This is a genomic window from Draconibacterium sediminis, from assembly GCF_000949475.1.
Taxonomy (GTDB): Bacteria; Bacteroidota; Bacteroidia; order Bacteroidales; family Prolixibacteraceae; genus Draconibacterium; species Draconibacterium sediminis.
In genome coordinates, this window is the sequence record NZ_JRHC01000001.1 from 1,005,509 (window position 1) to 1,020,047 (window position 14,539).

At 42.0% G+C, this 14,539-nt stretch carries 13 protein-coding genes; 5 read left to right on the forward strand and 8 right to left on the reverse strand.

The window, feature by feature from the left end; all coding sequences use genetic code 11:
- Window positions 1-101: 101 nt before the first annotated feature.
- Window positions 102-1,892 (forward strand): AMP-dependent synthetase/ligase, encoded by a 1,791-nt coding sequence (locus tag LH29_RS04160; RefSeq protein WP_045026224.1) that lies wholly within the window; start codon window positions 102-104, stop codon window positions 1,890-1,892.
- Window positions 1,893-2,323: 431 nt separating this feature from the next.
- Here the strand turns inward: LH29_RS04160 and LH29_RS04165 are convergent, their stop codons facing one another.
- Complete coding sequence (locus LH29_RS04165) at window positions 2,324-2,764, reverse strand: hypothetical protein (RefSeq protein ID WP_045026225.1); 441 nt, start codon at window positions 2,762-2,764, stop codon at window positions 2,324-2,326.
- A gap of 157 nt (window positions 2,765-2,921) precedes the next feature.
- On the opposite strand from LH29_RS04165, the gene LH29_RS04170 reads away from it, so the two are divergent.
- A complete protein-coding gene (locus LH29_RS04170; protein ID WP_045026226.1) occupies window positions 2,922-3,929 on the forward strand; it encodes a nucleoside hydrolase in 1,008 nt (335 codons plus the stop codon).
- Window positions 3,930-3,948: 19 nt separating this feature from the next.
- Window positions 3,949-4,701 carry a hypothetical protein gene (locus tag LH29_RS04175; protein WP_045026227.1) on the forward strand — a complete coding sequence of 251 codons (753 nt, stop codon included), beginning with the start codon at window positions 3,949-3,951 and terminating at the stop codon, window positions 4,699-4,701.
- A gap of 38 nt (window positions 4,702-4,739) precedes the next feature.
- Here LH29_RS04175 and LH29_RS04180 read toward each other — a convergent pair whose 3' ends face one another.
- A complete protein-coding gene (locus tag LH29_RS04180) occupies window positions 4,740-6,017 on the reverse strand; it encodes a hexokinase family protein (protein WP_045026228.1) in 1,278 nt (425 codons plus the stop codon).
- A gap of 30 nt (window positions 6,018-6,047) precedes the next feature.
- Window positions 6,048-7,421 carry an alpha-L-fucosidase gene (locus tag LH29_RS04185; protein ID WP_045026229.1) on the reverse strand — a complete coding sequence of 458 codons (1,374 nt, stop codon included), beginning with the start codon at window positions 7,419-7,421 and terminating at the stop codon, window positions 6,048-6,050.
- Between the two features lie 101 nt (window positions 7,422-7,522).
- Here LH29_RS04185 and LH29_RS04190 point away from each other — a divergent pair, with 101 nt between their 5' ends.
- Entirely contained in the window at window positions 7,523-8,560 is a 1,038-nt protein-coding gene (locus tag LH29_RS04190; protein WP_052670596.1) for a WD40/YVTN/BNR-like repeat-containing protein, read from the forward strand.
- 62 nt (window positions 8,561-8,622) lie between these two features.
- Here the strand turns inward: LH29_RS04190 and LH29_RS04195 are convergent, their stop codons facing one another.
- From LH29_RS04195 to LH29_RS04210, 4 genes are all read right to left on the reverse strand, one after another.
- Window positions 8,623-10,164, reverse strand: a complete 1,542-nt coding sequence (locus tag LH29_RS04195) for a beta-N-acetylhexosaminidase (protein ID WP_045026230.1) — start codon at window positions 10,162-10,164, stop codon at window positions 8,623-8,625.
- A gap of 134 nt (window positions 10,165-10,298) precedes the next feature.
- Entirely contained in the window at window positions 10,299-11,183 is an 885-nt protein-coding gene (locus LH29_RS04200) for a cation diffusion facilitator family transporter (RefSeq protein WP_045026231.1), read from the reverse strand.
- A 56-nt stretch (window positions 11,184-11,239) separates the two neighbouring features.
- On the reverse strand, window positions 11,240-11,935 hold the full coding sequence (locus LH29_RS04205; protein WP_045026232.1) for a LytR/AlgR family response regulator transcription factor: 696 nt from the start codon (window positions 11,933-11,935) through the stop codon (window positions 11,240-11,242).
- Window positions 11,935-13,020, reverse strand: a complete 1,086-nt coding sequence (locus tag LH29_RS04210; RefSeq protein ID WP_045026233.1) for a sensor histidine kinase — start codon at window positions 13,018-13,020, stop codon at window positions 11,935-11,937. Before LH29_RS04210 ends, LH29_RS04205 begins: the two co-directional genes overlap by 1 nt.
- Window positions 13,021-13,238: 218 nt before the next feature.
- Between LH29_RS04210 and LH29_RS04215 the strand changes: the two genes are divergently transcribed.
- Window positions 13,239-13,619, forward strand: a complete 381-nt coding sequence (locus tag LH29_RS04215; protein ID WP_198152342.1) for a MotA/TolQ/ExbB proton channel family protein — start codon at window positions 13,239-13,241, stop codon at window positions 13,617-13,619.
- A 220-nt stretch (window positions 13,620-13,839) separates the two neighbouring features.
- Here the strand turns inward: LH29_RS04215 and LH29_RS04220 are convergent, their stop codons facing one another.
- Window positions 13,840-14,526, reverse strand: coding sequence for a lipid-A-disaccharide synthase N-terminal domain-containing protein (locus LH29_RS04220; protein WP_045026235.1), 687 nt, complete (start codon window positions 14,524-14,526; stop codon window positions 13,840-13,842).
- Window positions 14,527-14,539 lie beyond the last annotated feature (13 nt).

Below are 14,539 nucleotides of genomic sequence, written 5' to 3' on the forward strand. Positions count from 1 at the left end.
TAGAATACATATAAATAGTAAGGGGCTGAAAAATAGCATAATCGCTTTGTAAATCAACCAACAACAAAAGCCTTATATTTCGAAGTTTTTAAAATTGAAATATGGGACAGACAGTTACACGTACTTTTGATGTTCTCGAACGCGCATTAAAAGAATTCCCCCGTGAAGATTCCATTGCCGGTAAAAAAGATGGTAAATGGTATACTTATTCGACCAAAGAATATTACGAAAAATCGCACCAGTTTGCTCTTGGCCTCATGGCCCTGGGTTTAAAACGCGGCGATAAAGTGGCTACGGTTACCACCAACCGCCCCGAGTGGAATATTGCCGATATGGGCCTGGCAATGGGTGGTTTTGTACATGTACCTATTTACCCAACTTTGGGCGACGACGAGTACAAGTATATCTTGAAACATGCCGAGGTAAAAATTATTCTGGCGGGCGACAAAAAGCTTTTCCAGAGTATGTGCCCACTGGCCAATATGATTGATGGCGTTGATGCTGTTTACACCTTCGAAGAAGTGGAAGGAGCAAAACATTATGAGCAGATACTTGAACTTGGCGAGTCAAAAAGAGAAGAGTTTTCTTCCGAACTTGAAAGCATTAAAAACGATGTTAAGCCTGAAGATCTGGCAACGATTATTTATACATCGGGAACAACAGGGGTGCCCAAAGGCGTTATGCTGAGCCACAACAACCTTGTATCGAATTTTACCGAGCATGCAAAACTGCACGACCTGGGAATTGAGCACAGAGCTTTGAGTTTTCTGCCACTTTGCCATGTTTACGAACGCAGTGTGAACTACCATTTTCAGTATCGGGGCATGGGGGTTTATTATGTGGGCAACCTGGCGCAGATTGTTTCGTCGATTAAAGAGGTGAAACCGCACATGTTTAACTCGGTTCCACGCTTGCTCGAAAAAGTTTACGATGGATTTGTGGCCAAAGGAAAAGAGCTGACCGGTATTAAAAAGAAACTGTATTTCTGGGCGCTGAATCTTACCCGTCATTTTGAATACAACAAAAAGTATGGCCCGCTGATGAGACTGAAAATTTCGGTGGCCGATAAGTTAATATATTCGAAGTGGCGCGAAGCACTGGGCGGTAACATCACCTATGTTGTATCGGGTGGGGCAGCACTACAGCCGCGCATTGCCCGTGTGTTTGGGATGGCAAAACTAACTACACTCGAAGGCTACGGGTTAACCGAGACTTCGCCGGTGATTGCTGTAAACAATCCAACGACCATGGAAATGATGGTTGGAACAGTGGGGCCGATTTTGCAGGGATATGATGTGAAATTTGCTCCTGACGGTGAAATTTTGTGTAAAGGCCCGGGAATCATGATGGGGTACTATAAAGCACCTGAGTTAACCGACGAAGTGATTGATGAAAACGGGTGGTTTCATACCGGAGATATTGGAATGCTGGTTGATGATAAATTCCTGAAAATTACCGATCGTAAAAAAGAAATTTTCAAACTTTCGGGCGGAAAATATATTGCTCCTCAGATGATTGAGAACAAGTTGAAAACATCTGAACTGATTGAGCAGGTAATGGTTATTGGTGCCAACGAAAAATTTGCAAGCGCGATTATTTCGCCATGTTTCCCAATTCTGCACGACTGGGCGGGCGAGCACAAACTGCATTACGAGAACAATGAGGAGTTGATTCAGCTTCCGGAAGTCATTCAAAAATTACAAAAAGAAGTTGCAAAAATTAACAAGACGCTGGGATCGCACGAACAAATCAGCCGGATCCGACTGGTGCACGAAGAGTGGACTCCAACTTCGGGCGAACTGTCGCCAACACTGAAACTGAGACGAAATGCCGTAGCAGTAAAATACCAGCACTTAATTGATGATATATATGCCGTAGGGGCAAAGAGGTAGCGGTAAAAAAACAGGTGCGAAAGCACAAGCTGAACCAAGCTTAAAAGGTTGCAGGAGTTTATCTCTTGCAGCCTTTTTTATTCGCTAAACATTTCCCAAATTACAAACTTTGGAAATGGCAATTGAACAGGGAGCCTTTTATATTATTAACACACTTTATTCTCCGTATCGTTATTATTCGTCAAACGTACTCAGTACGATGCTTCACCAACGCAGTTTTCGCCAAACGTACTCAGTACGATGCTCAACCCACGCTTTTTTCTTCAAACGTACTAAGTACGATGCTTCACCCTCGTAGTTTTCTTCAAACGTACTCAGTACGATCATTCACCCACGCAGTTTTCTACAAACGTACTCAGTACGATGCGTCACGCAGGTGTTATTCTTTAATCGTACTCAGTACGATGCTCCTTTTTTTTAATCGACTTTGGTTAAAACAAAGCTCTGTCCCACGGAATGGCTGCCAAAATCAGCACCAATGCCAGACCATAAAAGATTGCCGCTGCCCGGTGTTTTTTTAATGGTGCTACATCTTTTTTCGCTTTTGCCCTGCCAATGTGTACCAGTGCAAGTGCAATAATCATTAACAGAATGTGTTCTACAGCGTAGAAACGCAGGTCGCTGTTTTTCATGGCAGCTCCAAAGTCGGCAAATGCCGCTTTTGTAATCGGGCTTACAAAGGCATAAAGTACAATGCCCACCAGAAACTGAATATCCATTATCATAACCAGTATTAATCCCGACAGGTTATCGGCCCGGCCCCATGAACGTTTACTTGCTACACCGCTTATGGCAAGCAATACTGTAAATAAAAGCGCGATTAAAACCAACCAGCGAAATCCGTTATGTGCGTGTAATAGTCCTTGATACATAATTTTATATTTTATTGAAATGTAACACCAGATTTTGCTTTTGGTTGAAAGTTTTTGAAAAAATCCGGAACTTCTGAATATTAAATCACTCTCATTTATACTTTAATATTTTGATATCTTTAATGCATGTTTATTATGAATAATTAATACCAAAACGATGCATAAAACTCTTCAGTTTATTTTAGTTTTTCTAGCTTTTTCATACTTTCTTTTAAGTTGTGCAGCTCATCAAGAGAATAAATCACCCAAAATAAAAATACTCATTGATACGGATGCCAACAACGAGTTGGATGATCAGCACGCTTTAGCCTATGCTTTTTTAAACAAAGATATTTTTGACGTTGTTGGTGTCACTGTTAATAATACCCGAAACGGCTATGGAATACAGGGGCAATATGATGAGGCAGAGCGTATAATTCAACTCTTTAATCTTGAAAACGAAGTGCCATTGTATATGGGAGCAGATAAAAGTTATACTGAAATTGCTCTAAACATTTCTGAAAATAGCTTCGATGGACAACCCGCAGTAGATTTTATAATTCAGGAAGCGATGAAGGTTGAAGATGAAAAGCTGGTGTTGGTGCCCGTTGGAAAACTAACCAATATTGCGCTGGCCATTTTAAAAGAGCCACGAATTGTTGATAAGGTTCGGGTTGTTTGGTTGGGAGGAAATTACCCCGCTCCGGGCGAATATAACCTCGAGAACGATACCACTGCCGTAAATCCTGTGCTTCAGTCGGGAGTTGAATTTGAAATGGTTACAGTGCGTTATGGTAAGCCAAGTGGAACTGCTGCAGTAGCTGTTGTTCGTGAGGAAATTAATCGGAATATGAAAGGAAAAGGACCGCTTTCGCACCATACGATTACGGGACGACATGGTGGTGAGTTTAATCGTTTTGGCGATTATTCTGCCAATCTTTTCGAAGAAGCAGAAATGTATGGAAATCCACCTTCGCGCTCCTTATTTGATATGGTTGTACTTGCTGTTTTAAAAAACGAAGCCTGGGGAGAAAAAGTTGAAATACCTGCCCCAAAACTTGTTGGAGATAGCTGGATTGATCGACCGGAAAACCGTCGTAAAATAATTTACTGGCAAAACTTTAACCGCGATGCAATTGTAAACGACCTGTTCGATCTCATGCAAAAGTCTACTTCAGAAAAATAATCAAGCACCTAATAGCCGAATGCAGGAAGTAAAAAAACAGCTGGAAGTTTTGTTGGTGAACTATTTTCGAGATTGCTACCCCGATTTTCCGAAAGGGAAAGTTGTGGCATCCGAGTCGCCCGATTTTGTGGTGAAAATGAAAAACGCACACAAATTGGGAATTGAACTTACCCGGCTCAATCCCGCCAACGCTGTAACAAAAACAGAAGAGGTGCAATCATTGATAAACTTCAGAAACGAATTGGTTGAGGATATGAAGGAGCTTTTTGAGGCCGGATCGGATGCGAAACTTTTTGTGAAATTTATGTTTTCGGAGAAACACCAAATCACTCCTGAGCGAGAATTAATGGTACGCTCGAAAACCGTAGCAACAATAAAATCTGCCATTGCCGACAAAACCGATGCAACATTCTATCATAAAATACTTACGAATACTGATTTGCCCCAAGGGCTGGAACAGGTGCTGATTGCTCATCATCCGGAACTTAAAGAGTCGGTCTGGGAATGTTCGAATAACCTGGGAATATCAAATAATGTGGTTGAAGATATCCGGTTGGCGATCGCCAAGAAAGATGAAAAACTGCGAATCTATCAGAAACAACAGCTGCAACAATACTGGCTTTTAATAACCACGGATTGTTTGCGGGCTGATAAAAATATCAACCTGTTGAATAAGATCAGTCATGAACAATTTGAATCGCGGTTTCATCAGGTTTTTGTGCTCGATCTGATGCGTGCCAAGGTGTTCCCGCTGGTTGAGAACTCGAAATAACCGAAGCCCGGTTCTTCAGGCTTCGGCTATTAAATATCTTAGTTTACAATGGCTGCAATTGCTGCGCCCAGTAAACTTGAGTTTTCCACTTCCACAATTTCGTAGTAACGTTGATTATCGCCCGAGAGGAAATTCTGCAGGTATTTTTCAAACATTTTCTGAAAATTATGAAGCTTGTAAAATGTTGTTCCTTCAATGGTCATTAATACCGGTTTTTCGTGGTGTTTGCCTTTTCCGGTTTGCAAAATTACCGCAGCCAGGTTGGCAGCTACCAGTTTTGCAGCACGCTCGATAAGTTTGTCGATAATTTCGGCAACAAGCATTTTATCCGAATCGCTGGTGAAAACTCCGGGCAATACATTGTGGGCACTTTCAATACCATGCACATAATTATTTACCTCTTCTGATGTTAATTCCTGCAGATTCTCAAAAACTTTGGGGTCAGCAAAAACGCCTTCTGCGGCTGCAGTTTTTAAAGCCTTGGTACATAAACCGCCAAAGTAACCACCCGAGAACATTTTTTCAAATGCATAACGGCCCGGATTCTCGGTAGTGTTATCAAAAGCGATGTCAATATCGGTGCGCGGTGCCAGCGTAAATGCGCCCGATTCAATATTGATGATCTGGCTGCCTTCCATGTTGAGACCGTCGGTTTTGGTAATATTTTTATTGGCCTCAATGTAACTGGTGTTGGTTCCGGTGCCCAGAATAAAACCAATGTAAGTGTCGTATGCTTTTACCGCCCTCGCTGCTTTTCCGGCAAGCAAGGTAGAAACGGTGTCGTTCATCAGCACCAGTTGTTTTTCGGGTGTTTGCATGGCGTTCAAAAGTCCTTCACCAATCATTTCACCAATTACATCTGGTGCTTTAACTTCTTTGCTCCATTCAATCAGTTTTCCGTCTTTGTTCGGGAAAATCTCTGCAGCATACGAGAAACAAAATCCCAGTTTATCCGATGTGTTTTTGTAATCTGCCAGGTAATCTGCAAATGTGTCGAAGAATTCAGCCTTGGTAAGTTCTTTTTCCACGCCCGGCATTTTGGCCTTTGTAATGTTTTCAGTTACCAGTTTCAGGTTGTCGTCGAAATAAACTTTGGCTGCCCTAAAGTTGGTTCCGCCAGCATCAATGGCAACAACAGGTTCGTTGGCTTTTACTTCTCCGTCAGCTTCAATATAAGTTGGAAGCATCAGCAGCGAGCTTTCTTTGCCGGCCAATCCTTTTGCCATTTCGTCCAGAAAGGCGTTCACCACCTCTTTCATTTTAATGTCTTCAGCCGTCATTTTGTGGCTTTTCAGAAATTCAGTTGCTTTGGTCATTTTGCTATAACATTTATTTGTTTATTCGTATTAAAGTACATTTTCAAGTTTGAATACCCAGGCGTAAGTTTGGGTAAGTTTGCCCGGTGTTAATACCGGCGCTGAAATGGTAATTGTTTTACCTGATTTTTTGAATTCTACATCATCATGATATCCCAATAAACTAACCGACGATGCTTTTTTCACTCCTTTAATTTTTAAATCAGATGTAGGATATTTTGTGCAATGTACGTACAAATCCTTCCCTTTTTTAGTGAAATATACGTCAGCGATATCATTATCTTCAGCACCGTCCCATGTTCTGGTTTCGTAAATTGCTTCGCCGTTTGTCTCCAGCCATTTGCCAATATCTAGTAGGCGTTGTTGCTGAATTACAGGAATGCGGCCATCAGCAGTTGGTCCAACATCAAGCAGGAGATTGCCTCCTCCGGCAACTTTTTCAATCAGTAAATGAATCAGTGCTTCGGAGCTCATGTAATTTTCAACGGTTTCAATCTGGTTATATCCAAACGAAGTTCCTATTCCGCGACACTCTTCCCATGCTTTTTCCAATTTGTCACTTTTACCATCGTGAACTAAATCGTATTCGGTCGTATAAAATCCTCCGTGTTTGCTACGTGTTTCTTTACCCCAGCGGTCGTTAATACAAATCCGGTCTTTTACCGGCGATTCATTGTACAGCCAGGACAAAAATTCCGTGCTTTTCCAGTCTTCACTCGGGTGATCCCATTCGCCATCGGTCCATAAAATATCAGGTTCGTAGCTGCTAACCAGGTCTTTCATTTGTGGAATCATATGGTCGTCGACATATTTTTGCAGATTGTTATGGTAAAGCGGATTGTACCACTCGTAAAGCGAATAGTAGAATCCCATGTGCAGTCCGGCATCTTTAACAGCAGTGGTTAAATCGCCGCAAATATCGCGGTGCGGACCAATGTCAACGCTGTTCCAGTTCCAGCTTTGGGCGCTTGGCCACAGTGTAAATCCTTCGTGGTGTTTCGATGTTAATACCACATATTTTGCTCCGGCGCGTTTAAACAAATCGGCCCATTGTTCCGGGTTCCAGTGTTGCGCTTTAAACCGTGGGGCAAAATCCTGATAGAGGAAATCTTCACCATACATTTTGTTGTGGTAGTCTCGGAAAAGTTTGCCGGCTTTGCTATCGTCGTTAATCCGGAAGCCATACCATTCGGCGTATTTGGCATAAACGCCAATATCGGCATTGGCCGGTGCCCAGGCCGGAACCGAGTAGACCCCCCAGTGAATGAAAATGCCAAATTTAACATCCTCGAACCATTGCGGTATGGGGCGGCTATCAATCGATTTCCAGTTTGCATCGTATTTTTGGGCGTACGAGAAAGTAATTAAGAGAGATAAAAGGAACGGCAAAATAAGTCGTTTCATTTTGTTGGTTTTAGATTATGATTTAAGTTATACAGAAAAGGTTTCTGATACCATAAACTTACAATTATTTTTATTTTAGTTTTATAAAAAAATATACTTACATGAAATTTCTTCTGACTTCCGTTTTTATTTTGCTTTTATTTTCTTGTACGCTAACTCCTAAAAAACCAGCCGGTGTAGTTTTTTCAGAACTTAATACGAATACTGAAGCTAGTTTTCGTGGTTTGCATGTAGTTGATGAAAACACTGTTTGGGCAAGTGGCTCGGGAGGAACTGTGTTGGTGTCGACAGATAGCGGAAACAGCTGGGAAGATGTATCGGTACCGGGAGCTGAACAAAACGATTTCCGGGGCATTCATTCATGGGACGAAAATACGGCCACCGTTTTTGGTGTTGCCGGCCCTGATTTTGGCTACAAAACCATTGATGGCGGAGCTACCTGGAATGTGGTTTTTAGTGACACAACAAGTGGTTTGTTTTTTAACTCGGTAAAATTTGCCGATGCACAAAATGGTTTGGCGGTTAGTGATCCGGTTGACGGAAAGTTTTTTGTGTTGCGAACAGAAGATGCCGGAAATACCTGGGAGCAGGTTACTAATCTTCCGGAAGTGGTTGCGGGAGAAGCCAACTTTGCCGCGTCAAATACCTGTATTGAATATTTGCCAACAGGAAAGGCCTGGATTGCCAGTGGTGGAAAAGCCGCGCGTGTGTTTTATTCGGATGATTTTGGAAAATCGTGGAAGGTGAGTAAAACGCCAATGGTTCGCGGACTGGCATCATCAGGAATATTTTCTGTAGCCTTTAAGAATGACAAAGAGGGAATAATCGTTGGTGGAATTTATGACCAACCGGAATTGAATACCAATATTGCATCGTATACTTTTGATGGTGGAGTAACGTGGCAGCCTGCGGTAACAATGCCAAAAGAGTACCGCTCGTGTGTGCAGGAGGTGAAAACGGAAAACGATTCGTTTGTATTCGCTATCGGGAAAACCGGTTGCGATATCTCAACGGATGGTGGTATAAACTGGAACTTTCTTGCCGATGACGGTTATTATACTTTTAGAGCAATTCCCGGGAAACTTGCCGGTTTTGCCGCCGGAGGTCAAGGTCGAATTTCGAAAGTAATATTTGAATGATATAAAAAAGACGGGCTGCATTTCTGCAACCCGCTTTAATATTTTAATCCAATCCGTTTCTTCTATTCTTCCCACGGAACCAGCACCGATTTGTAATAATCAATTCCCAGCGCTTCGAAACGTTTGCCATGTTTCGCCAAACGTGTTTTATACTCGTCCCAGCTTCTTTCTCCTGATGCTGTCCAGCCAATTTCGGCATATCCCGGCAGACGAGGGAAAACCATGTATTCCACTTCATCGATATTGGTAACAGTTTCCGACCAAAGCGGAGCTTCAATTCCCAGAATGTTTTCTTTTGTGATGCCTTCAACCAGCGTTGCCGGATTCCAGTCGTAACCGTGATCCACTTCAATGTAACCCGCCCAGTGCAAGCCCAGATGAGTTGTTGAATCGTACTGCATATCGAGGTAAGCGCGTGCTGCCGGCGACATTAATACCTGCGCACCTTTTTCAACGCCCATTGTGGTGTTTTCAACATCGGCCCAGAATTGTACGGTAACATCATCAATCAATTTGGCGTTGGCAATTTCGTCCCAGCCAATAATTTTTTTGCCGTGTTTTTTAACGATGTCCTGAACTCGGTTTACAAAATACACATAGTCGTCGTGGGCTGTAACGTGCGATTCATCGCCGCCAATATGGATGTACGGGCCGGGAGTTATTTCAGCCAACTCGCGAATAACATCGTCGATAAACTGGTAAGTAATTTCTTTGTCGGTACAAAGCGTACTAAATCCAACCTCGGTGCCGGTATAAAGCTCGCGGGCTTTGCCGTCGCAATTCAGCTCGGCATACGATGCAAGTGCTGCGTTGGTGTGTCCCGGCATATCAATCTCAGGAACGATCATAATCTGGCGATCAGCTGCGTACTGAACCAATTCTTTGTATTGTTCCTGTGTATAAAATCCTCCTTCGCCGCCACCAACTTCGGTTTGACCACCAATTTCGGTAAGTTTTGGCCACGACTTAATTTCAATTCTCCAGCCCTGGTCATCCGTTAAGTGCAGGTGAAGTACATTCATTTTGTACATGGCCAGAAAATCGATGTATTGTTTTACTTCTTCAACATTAAAAAAGTGACGCGAAACATCGAGCATGGCTCCACGGAAGGTGTATTCCGGTGCGTCGGTAATAATTCCGGTAGGTACGTATAATGGCTGCGTATTATCGGCCTCAACAGGTAATGTTTGTAGAAGGGTTTGAATGCCAAAGAAACATCCGGCAGCGTCGGCTCCCTGAATTGAAATCAGATGTTTTTTAATGTTCAGCTCATAACCTTGTTCACTTAAGTGTCCGTTGTCGACATTCGAAATATAAATCTCTCTCGATGGGGGAGTAGTGGTTGGTTTCACGGTGATTAATTCCCCGGTAAGCTGATTGATTTTTTCAGCCAGTAACTCAGCCGAACGAAGCACTCCTTCGCTACCTGCCTGCACATAAATTACGCTGGCCTTGTTAAGGTTGAAGCCATCGCCCGTGGCAGTTACACTTGTTGGTTTTGGTATAAAAGCCGTTTTTGTAAGATCGGTTTCAACTTTCTCTGTGCAGGATTGAAACATAGATAAGAGGATTACAAAAATTGACAAAACTGATATCTTTCTCATTTAGTTAGTTATTAAAAAATTTAAATAGATGATAAAAATATGGAAAAAATTTAATATATAAGCTAACTCGATATGTTTTTGCACGATTAAAAGAGATAGTTTTTGCCCAATATATTTTTGGGTGAAATTCTGTTTTAAAAGCGTTCAAATGTTTTGAGATTATCGTTCAGTGGTTCAGGATGGATAGTGGTGATAAAACCAAATTCCTTTTTGATGGCTTTCTCAATCTTTGTGCAGATTTCGTGCGTTTCGTAGAGTGTCATTTCCGGAGGAAGTTTTATATGGCAGCTCATTTCGGTGTGGTTGCCGTAGTGGTGCAGGTGTATATGATGCAGGTTAACCCGGATTGTGCAATTAAGGGCAACGGTTTTATGAATTTTTTCCAATAAGTCGTCAGAAGGACTTTCGCCCAGAAGTGATTTGATTTCCTTCGACAGGATTTCGAAACTGGCATAAGCAATCATAATGGCAACAATAAAACCTAAAACAGCATCTGTCCACCAGAAATACTTACCCACAAGCATACCAATCAAGATAATAACCGATGAAAGCGCATCGGTACGGTGATGCCAGGCATCAGCTTTTAAAATGGTTGAGTTGGTTTTCCGAAATCCGAAAAAGGCATATTGGGCCAGTAACTCCTTGGAAATAATAGAAATAATGGTAACCACCCAGGCAACGGTTCCGAAAACGGTTTGTTCGCGTGTGCCAAACTTATCTACCGATTTCAGGACAAAGTCGAAAGCAACAATTGCCAGCAAAACACCTATAATAATAGCAGCAATGTGTTCGGCACGGCCATGTCCGAAGGGATGATCGTCGTCGGCCGGTTTGCTCGAAATCTTTCCGCCGATTAAAACAATTACCGATGAAACGGAGTCGGTGAGTGTATGCCAGGCATCAGCAATTAAGGCCACCGATCCTGTTACAATTCCAGCCCAGTATTTTAAGCCGAAAAGCAGGGTGTTGACAATAATTGATATCCAGCCTTCACGAAATATGTACCTGTTGTTTTGCATCCGGTATGGTATGTGGTTTAAAAGTAGGTAAAACAGATTAAAAACGGAAAGGTTTATTACGACAATAGTTTCTGAAGACCGGGTTTGTAATTGCGGCCAACAGGTAGTTTTTTACCCTTAATTTCGACAAAACCTGCACCAATCGATTCAATTTTATCGACAGAAACGATATAGCCGCGATGAATTTGCATAAAGCGTTTGGCCGGAAGTAAATCAGGCAGATGACTGATTCTCTCCTTGGTTACAATCTTTTGGTCGTTGGTGTAAGCAATTACATAATCGCCAAGGCTTTCGAAATACAGGATGTCGCTAAGATTTACTTTATGATGTTTCTTATCGGCTTTCAGAAAAATAAAATCGCGGGTTTCCTGCTCAAACGATACCGACTCGTTTGAACTTGTTTGCAACACCAGAAAATGGTTTATGGCTTTGGTAAAACGTTCGAACGAAATGGGTTTTAGCAAGTAATCGACCACGTTTAGTTCAAATGCATCGATGGCATAATCGCGGTAGGCTGTTGTAAAAATTACTTTGGGCGGGTGCACTAACGATCGGATAAAATCAACTCCCGTAATTTGAGGCATCTGAATATCGCAAAACAGCAGGTCGATGTTTTCCTTTTGCAGAACGGGCATTGCTTCCAAAGCGTTGCTGCACTCGGCAACAACCTCAAAATCGGTAAAAGCCGACAGGTGGTTCCGGATTACCCGAATGGCAATGGGTTCGTCGTCTATGATGATACAGCGGTACATTATTCAGCTAATTCTAATGCTAAAGTTACTGAAAAAGTCGTTTCTTTTTCGTCGATTTCCAGCTTGTATTTTTGGGGGTAAAGTAACTCCAGTCGTTTTTTTACATTACTCAGGCCAATTCCTTTCGACAGATTTTTAATGTGTGATTTCGCCGGATTTTTTGAATTTTCGATTTTAAATACCATAGAAGTATGTCGTGTTTTTAAACTGCAGCTAATATTTGCCGTTCCGGGATTGTGGCTCACGCCGTGTTTAAACGCATTCTCAACAAACGGTAACAGAAGCAGTGGTGCAATTTGCAGGTTATTGGTTTCTTGGGGAAAATCAGTTGTTATGCTTAATTTCTCTGAGTAGCGTAACTTTTCAATTTCGATATAGTTCTTCAGGTTCAAAATCTCGTCGAAGAGCAAAACCTTTTGTTCGTTGCAGCGGTAAAGAATATAATCCAGAATATCGGAAAGGCGCAGCACCAGCCCGGGTGCTTCATCCGATTTTTCAATGGTAAGCCCGTAGAGGTTATTCAGCGTGTTGAACAGAAAATGCGGATGAATCTGTGCTTTTAGCAACTTCAGTTCAGCTTCTTTCAACTTCAATTCGGTATTTAGTTTTTTACGTTCCAGCTCATTCTTTTCCTGCTGAATAAAAAAGGCACGTTTTATCTGTTTAACCGCAATGGCAAAAAACACGATAAAATTCAGCGAAATAACCTGTAGCTCAGGCCGAAGCACCGACGGATCGATAATTGCTTTGTTGTTCAGTATATAAATGAGTGCATAAAACACGATTAGTAACGAAAGCCAGACACCCGTAAGCAAGGTGAAAAAACTGTAGAGGAGAAACAGTTCATAGCGTTTTTTCCAGAGGTAGCGCGGCACTAAAAAGTGGTTAAAAAAGTAGGTAAGCAAAATAGCCACCGGCAGTAACCCGGCCGAGAAAATAATGGTTGCCTCGCGAAAAGCACTGTTCCAGTTAAACATGAAAAAGTAGAAACAGGCAACCAGTATCCAAAATGCTACGTGGTAGGCAGGTCGGATGTACTTCGAGTTTTTTACCCGGGTTATTATATAATGGATCTTATCGGTCATAACACAATTAATACGTAAATTATCGAGGATTTTTGGATTAACCTATTATTATCGTCTAAATTCACAGAAATGGAGATGAATAACTTAAAACCCGAACGGTAAGTTATCCTCACCGGAAATTGTTACTGAGCGTTGGTTTGTGGTTGTTAAACGATTAAATTCTTACTAAATACACAAAGTGCAGTAGCTTGCCGGTGTAAACTTTAAAATTAATGATCATGAACTTTTTAGAATTTCATAAAGCAGGTGGCCCGTTTATGGGAGTAATAACTGTAATGGGCTTGTTAATGCTGGTAGTAGCCGGAATTAAAATTTATCAGATGGCTGTACAAAAGCATTATGATTTGAAACTGGTGAGCTTGATTCGAATGGCCGGATTATTTGCCGCAGCATTGGGTGTACTGTCGCAAATTATTGGAATTGTGCAGGCGTTGGAAGCGATAAGGGCAGCTGCTGATATTTCGCCTGAGATGGTGATGGGCGGAGCGATTGTTAGCTTTTACAGCACCATTTGGGGGCTAATAGTGCTGGTGGTTTCCTTACCGATCTACTATGTGCTAAAAGAATTTATTAAACTGAAAATGACTGGAAACAATTAAACAAAGTAATTCAGCTTAATAATTAGAGCAGGCTTTCTTCGGAAGACCTGCTTTTTTTATCAGCTTTTTTCGACCCCTAAATCCCCATAGAGGACTTTTGGTTAATGAATAGAAGTAGGGCCTTGATTCTTACGACCGTCGCATTCCTCCCCTTTGGGGAGTTTAGGTGGGATCAGTATTTTGTCTTTGAAATATGCGGTAAAAGTGATTGAAAATGAGGCTACTTAATCTTTTCCGAAACCTTACCGATAACCTTGTTTAGCACCGGAATTTTGTTGAGCCTTTCGAACAAACTGCTTTTGCCATAATGTAAAGCAATATTTCGCATGTAGGTAAACAGTCCTAAACTGTGGGCTGCAAAAAGAACCGGATCAAGCCGGATGATTGAATAGGTGAAAATCATTAACGAGCCGCAAGTGCTGATAATCCAAAATCCCAGCGGGAAGTACGATTCCTTTTTACTCTCGGAATGAATCCACTGGTAAAAAAAGCGCGAGATAAATACTACCTGCGCGGCGGTTCCCCAAATCATCCAGAAAAGCGACACGTCTTCGTTGTGCAGGATGTGGGCAAAACTGCCCGATGTAAGCAGCCAAACCCAATAAGCAACAGGAATAGCCAATGCAAGAACTTTTATTGCCCAGTACATTTTGGTCCAAACATTTTTAAGCTGCAGGTTCCGGATGTAAATTCCGTATACCAGCGACTGACCCATTACAATGGCAAAATCGTGGCGCAGAATTCCGTAGGTTAGCATCATTATCGACGCTACCAGGCTAATTTGCCAGTAAATAACAGGCGATATTACTTCACCTTCTTTTTCCGATTTAAACCATTGCGCAATGGTGCGGATAAAGAATAATCCCTGGGCAAAAAATCCAAGTCCTATAATTAAAATGCCTTCCATGTATTGTTATTGC

Coding starts and splice junctions, on each gene's coding strand:
- LH29_RS04160 (WP_045026224.1), top strand. CDS start 102: ATGGGACAGACAGTTACACGTACTTTTGATGTTCTCGAACGCGCATTA.
- LH29_RS04165 (WP_045026225.1), bottom strand. CDS start 2,764: ATGTATCAAGGACTATTACACGCACATAACGGATTTCGCTGGTTGGTT.
- LH29_RS04170 (WP_045026226.1), top strand. CDS start 2,922: ATGCATAAAACTCTTCAGTTTATTTTAGTTTTTCTAGCTTTTTCATAC.
- LH29_RS04175 (WP_045026227.1), top strand. CDS start 3,949: ATGCAGGAAGTAAAAAAACAGCTGGAAGTTTTGTTGGTGAACTATTTT.
- LH29_RS04180 (WP_045026228.1), bottom strand. CDS start 6,017: ATGACCAAAGCAACTGAATTTCTGAAAAGCCACAAAATGACGGCTGAA.
- LH29_RS04185 (WP_045026229.1), bottom strand. CDS start 7,421: ATGAAACGACTTATTTTGCCGTTCCTTTTATCTCTCTTAATTACTTTC.
- LH29_RS04190 (WP_052670596.1), top strand. CDS start 7,523: ATGAAATTTCTTCTGACTTCCGTTTTTATTTTGCTTTTATTTTCTTGT.
- LH29_RS04195 (WP_045026230.1), bottom strand. CDS start 10,164: ATGAGAAAGATATCAGTTTTGTCAATTTTTGTAATCCTCTTATCTATG.
- LH29_RS04200 (WP_045026231.1), bottom strand. CDS start 11,183: ATGCAAAACAACAGGTACATATTTCGTGAAGGCTGGATATCAATTATT.
- LH29_RS04205 (WP_045026232.1), bottom strand. CDS start 11,935: ATGTACCGCTGTATCATCATAGACGACGAACCCATTGCCATTCGGGTA.
- LH29_RS04210 (WP_045026233.1), bottom strand. CDS start 13,020: ATGACCGATAAGATCCATTATATAATAACCCGGGTAAAAAACTCGAAG.
- LH29_RS04215 (WP_198152342.1), top strand. CDS start 13,239: ATGAACTTTTTAGAATTTCATAAAGCAGGTGGCCCGTTTATGGGAGTA.
- LH29_RS04220 (WP_045026235.1), bottom strand. CDS start 14,526: ATGGAAGGCATTTTAATTATAGGACTTGGATTTTTTGCCCAGGGATTA.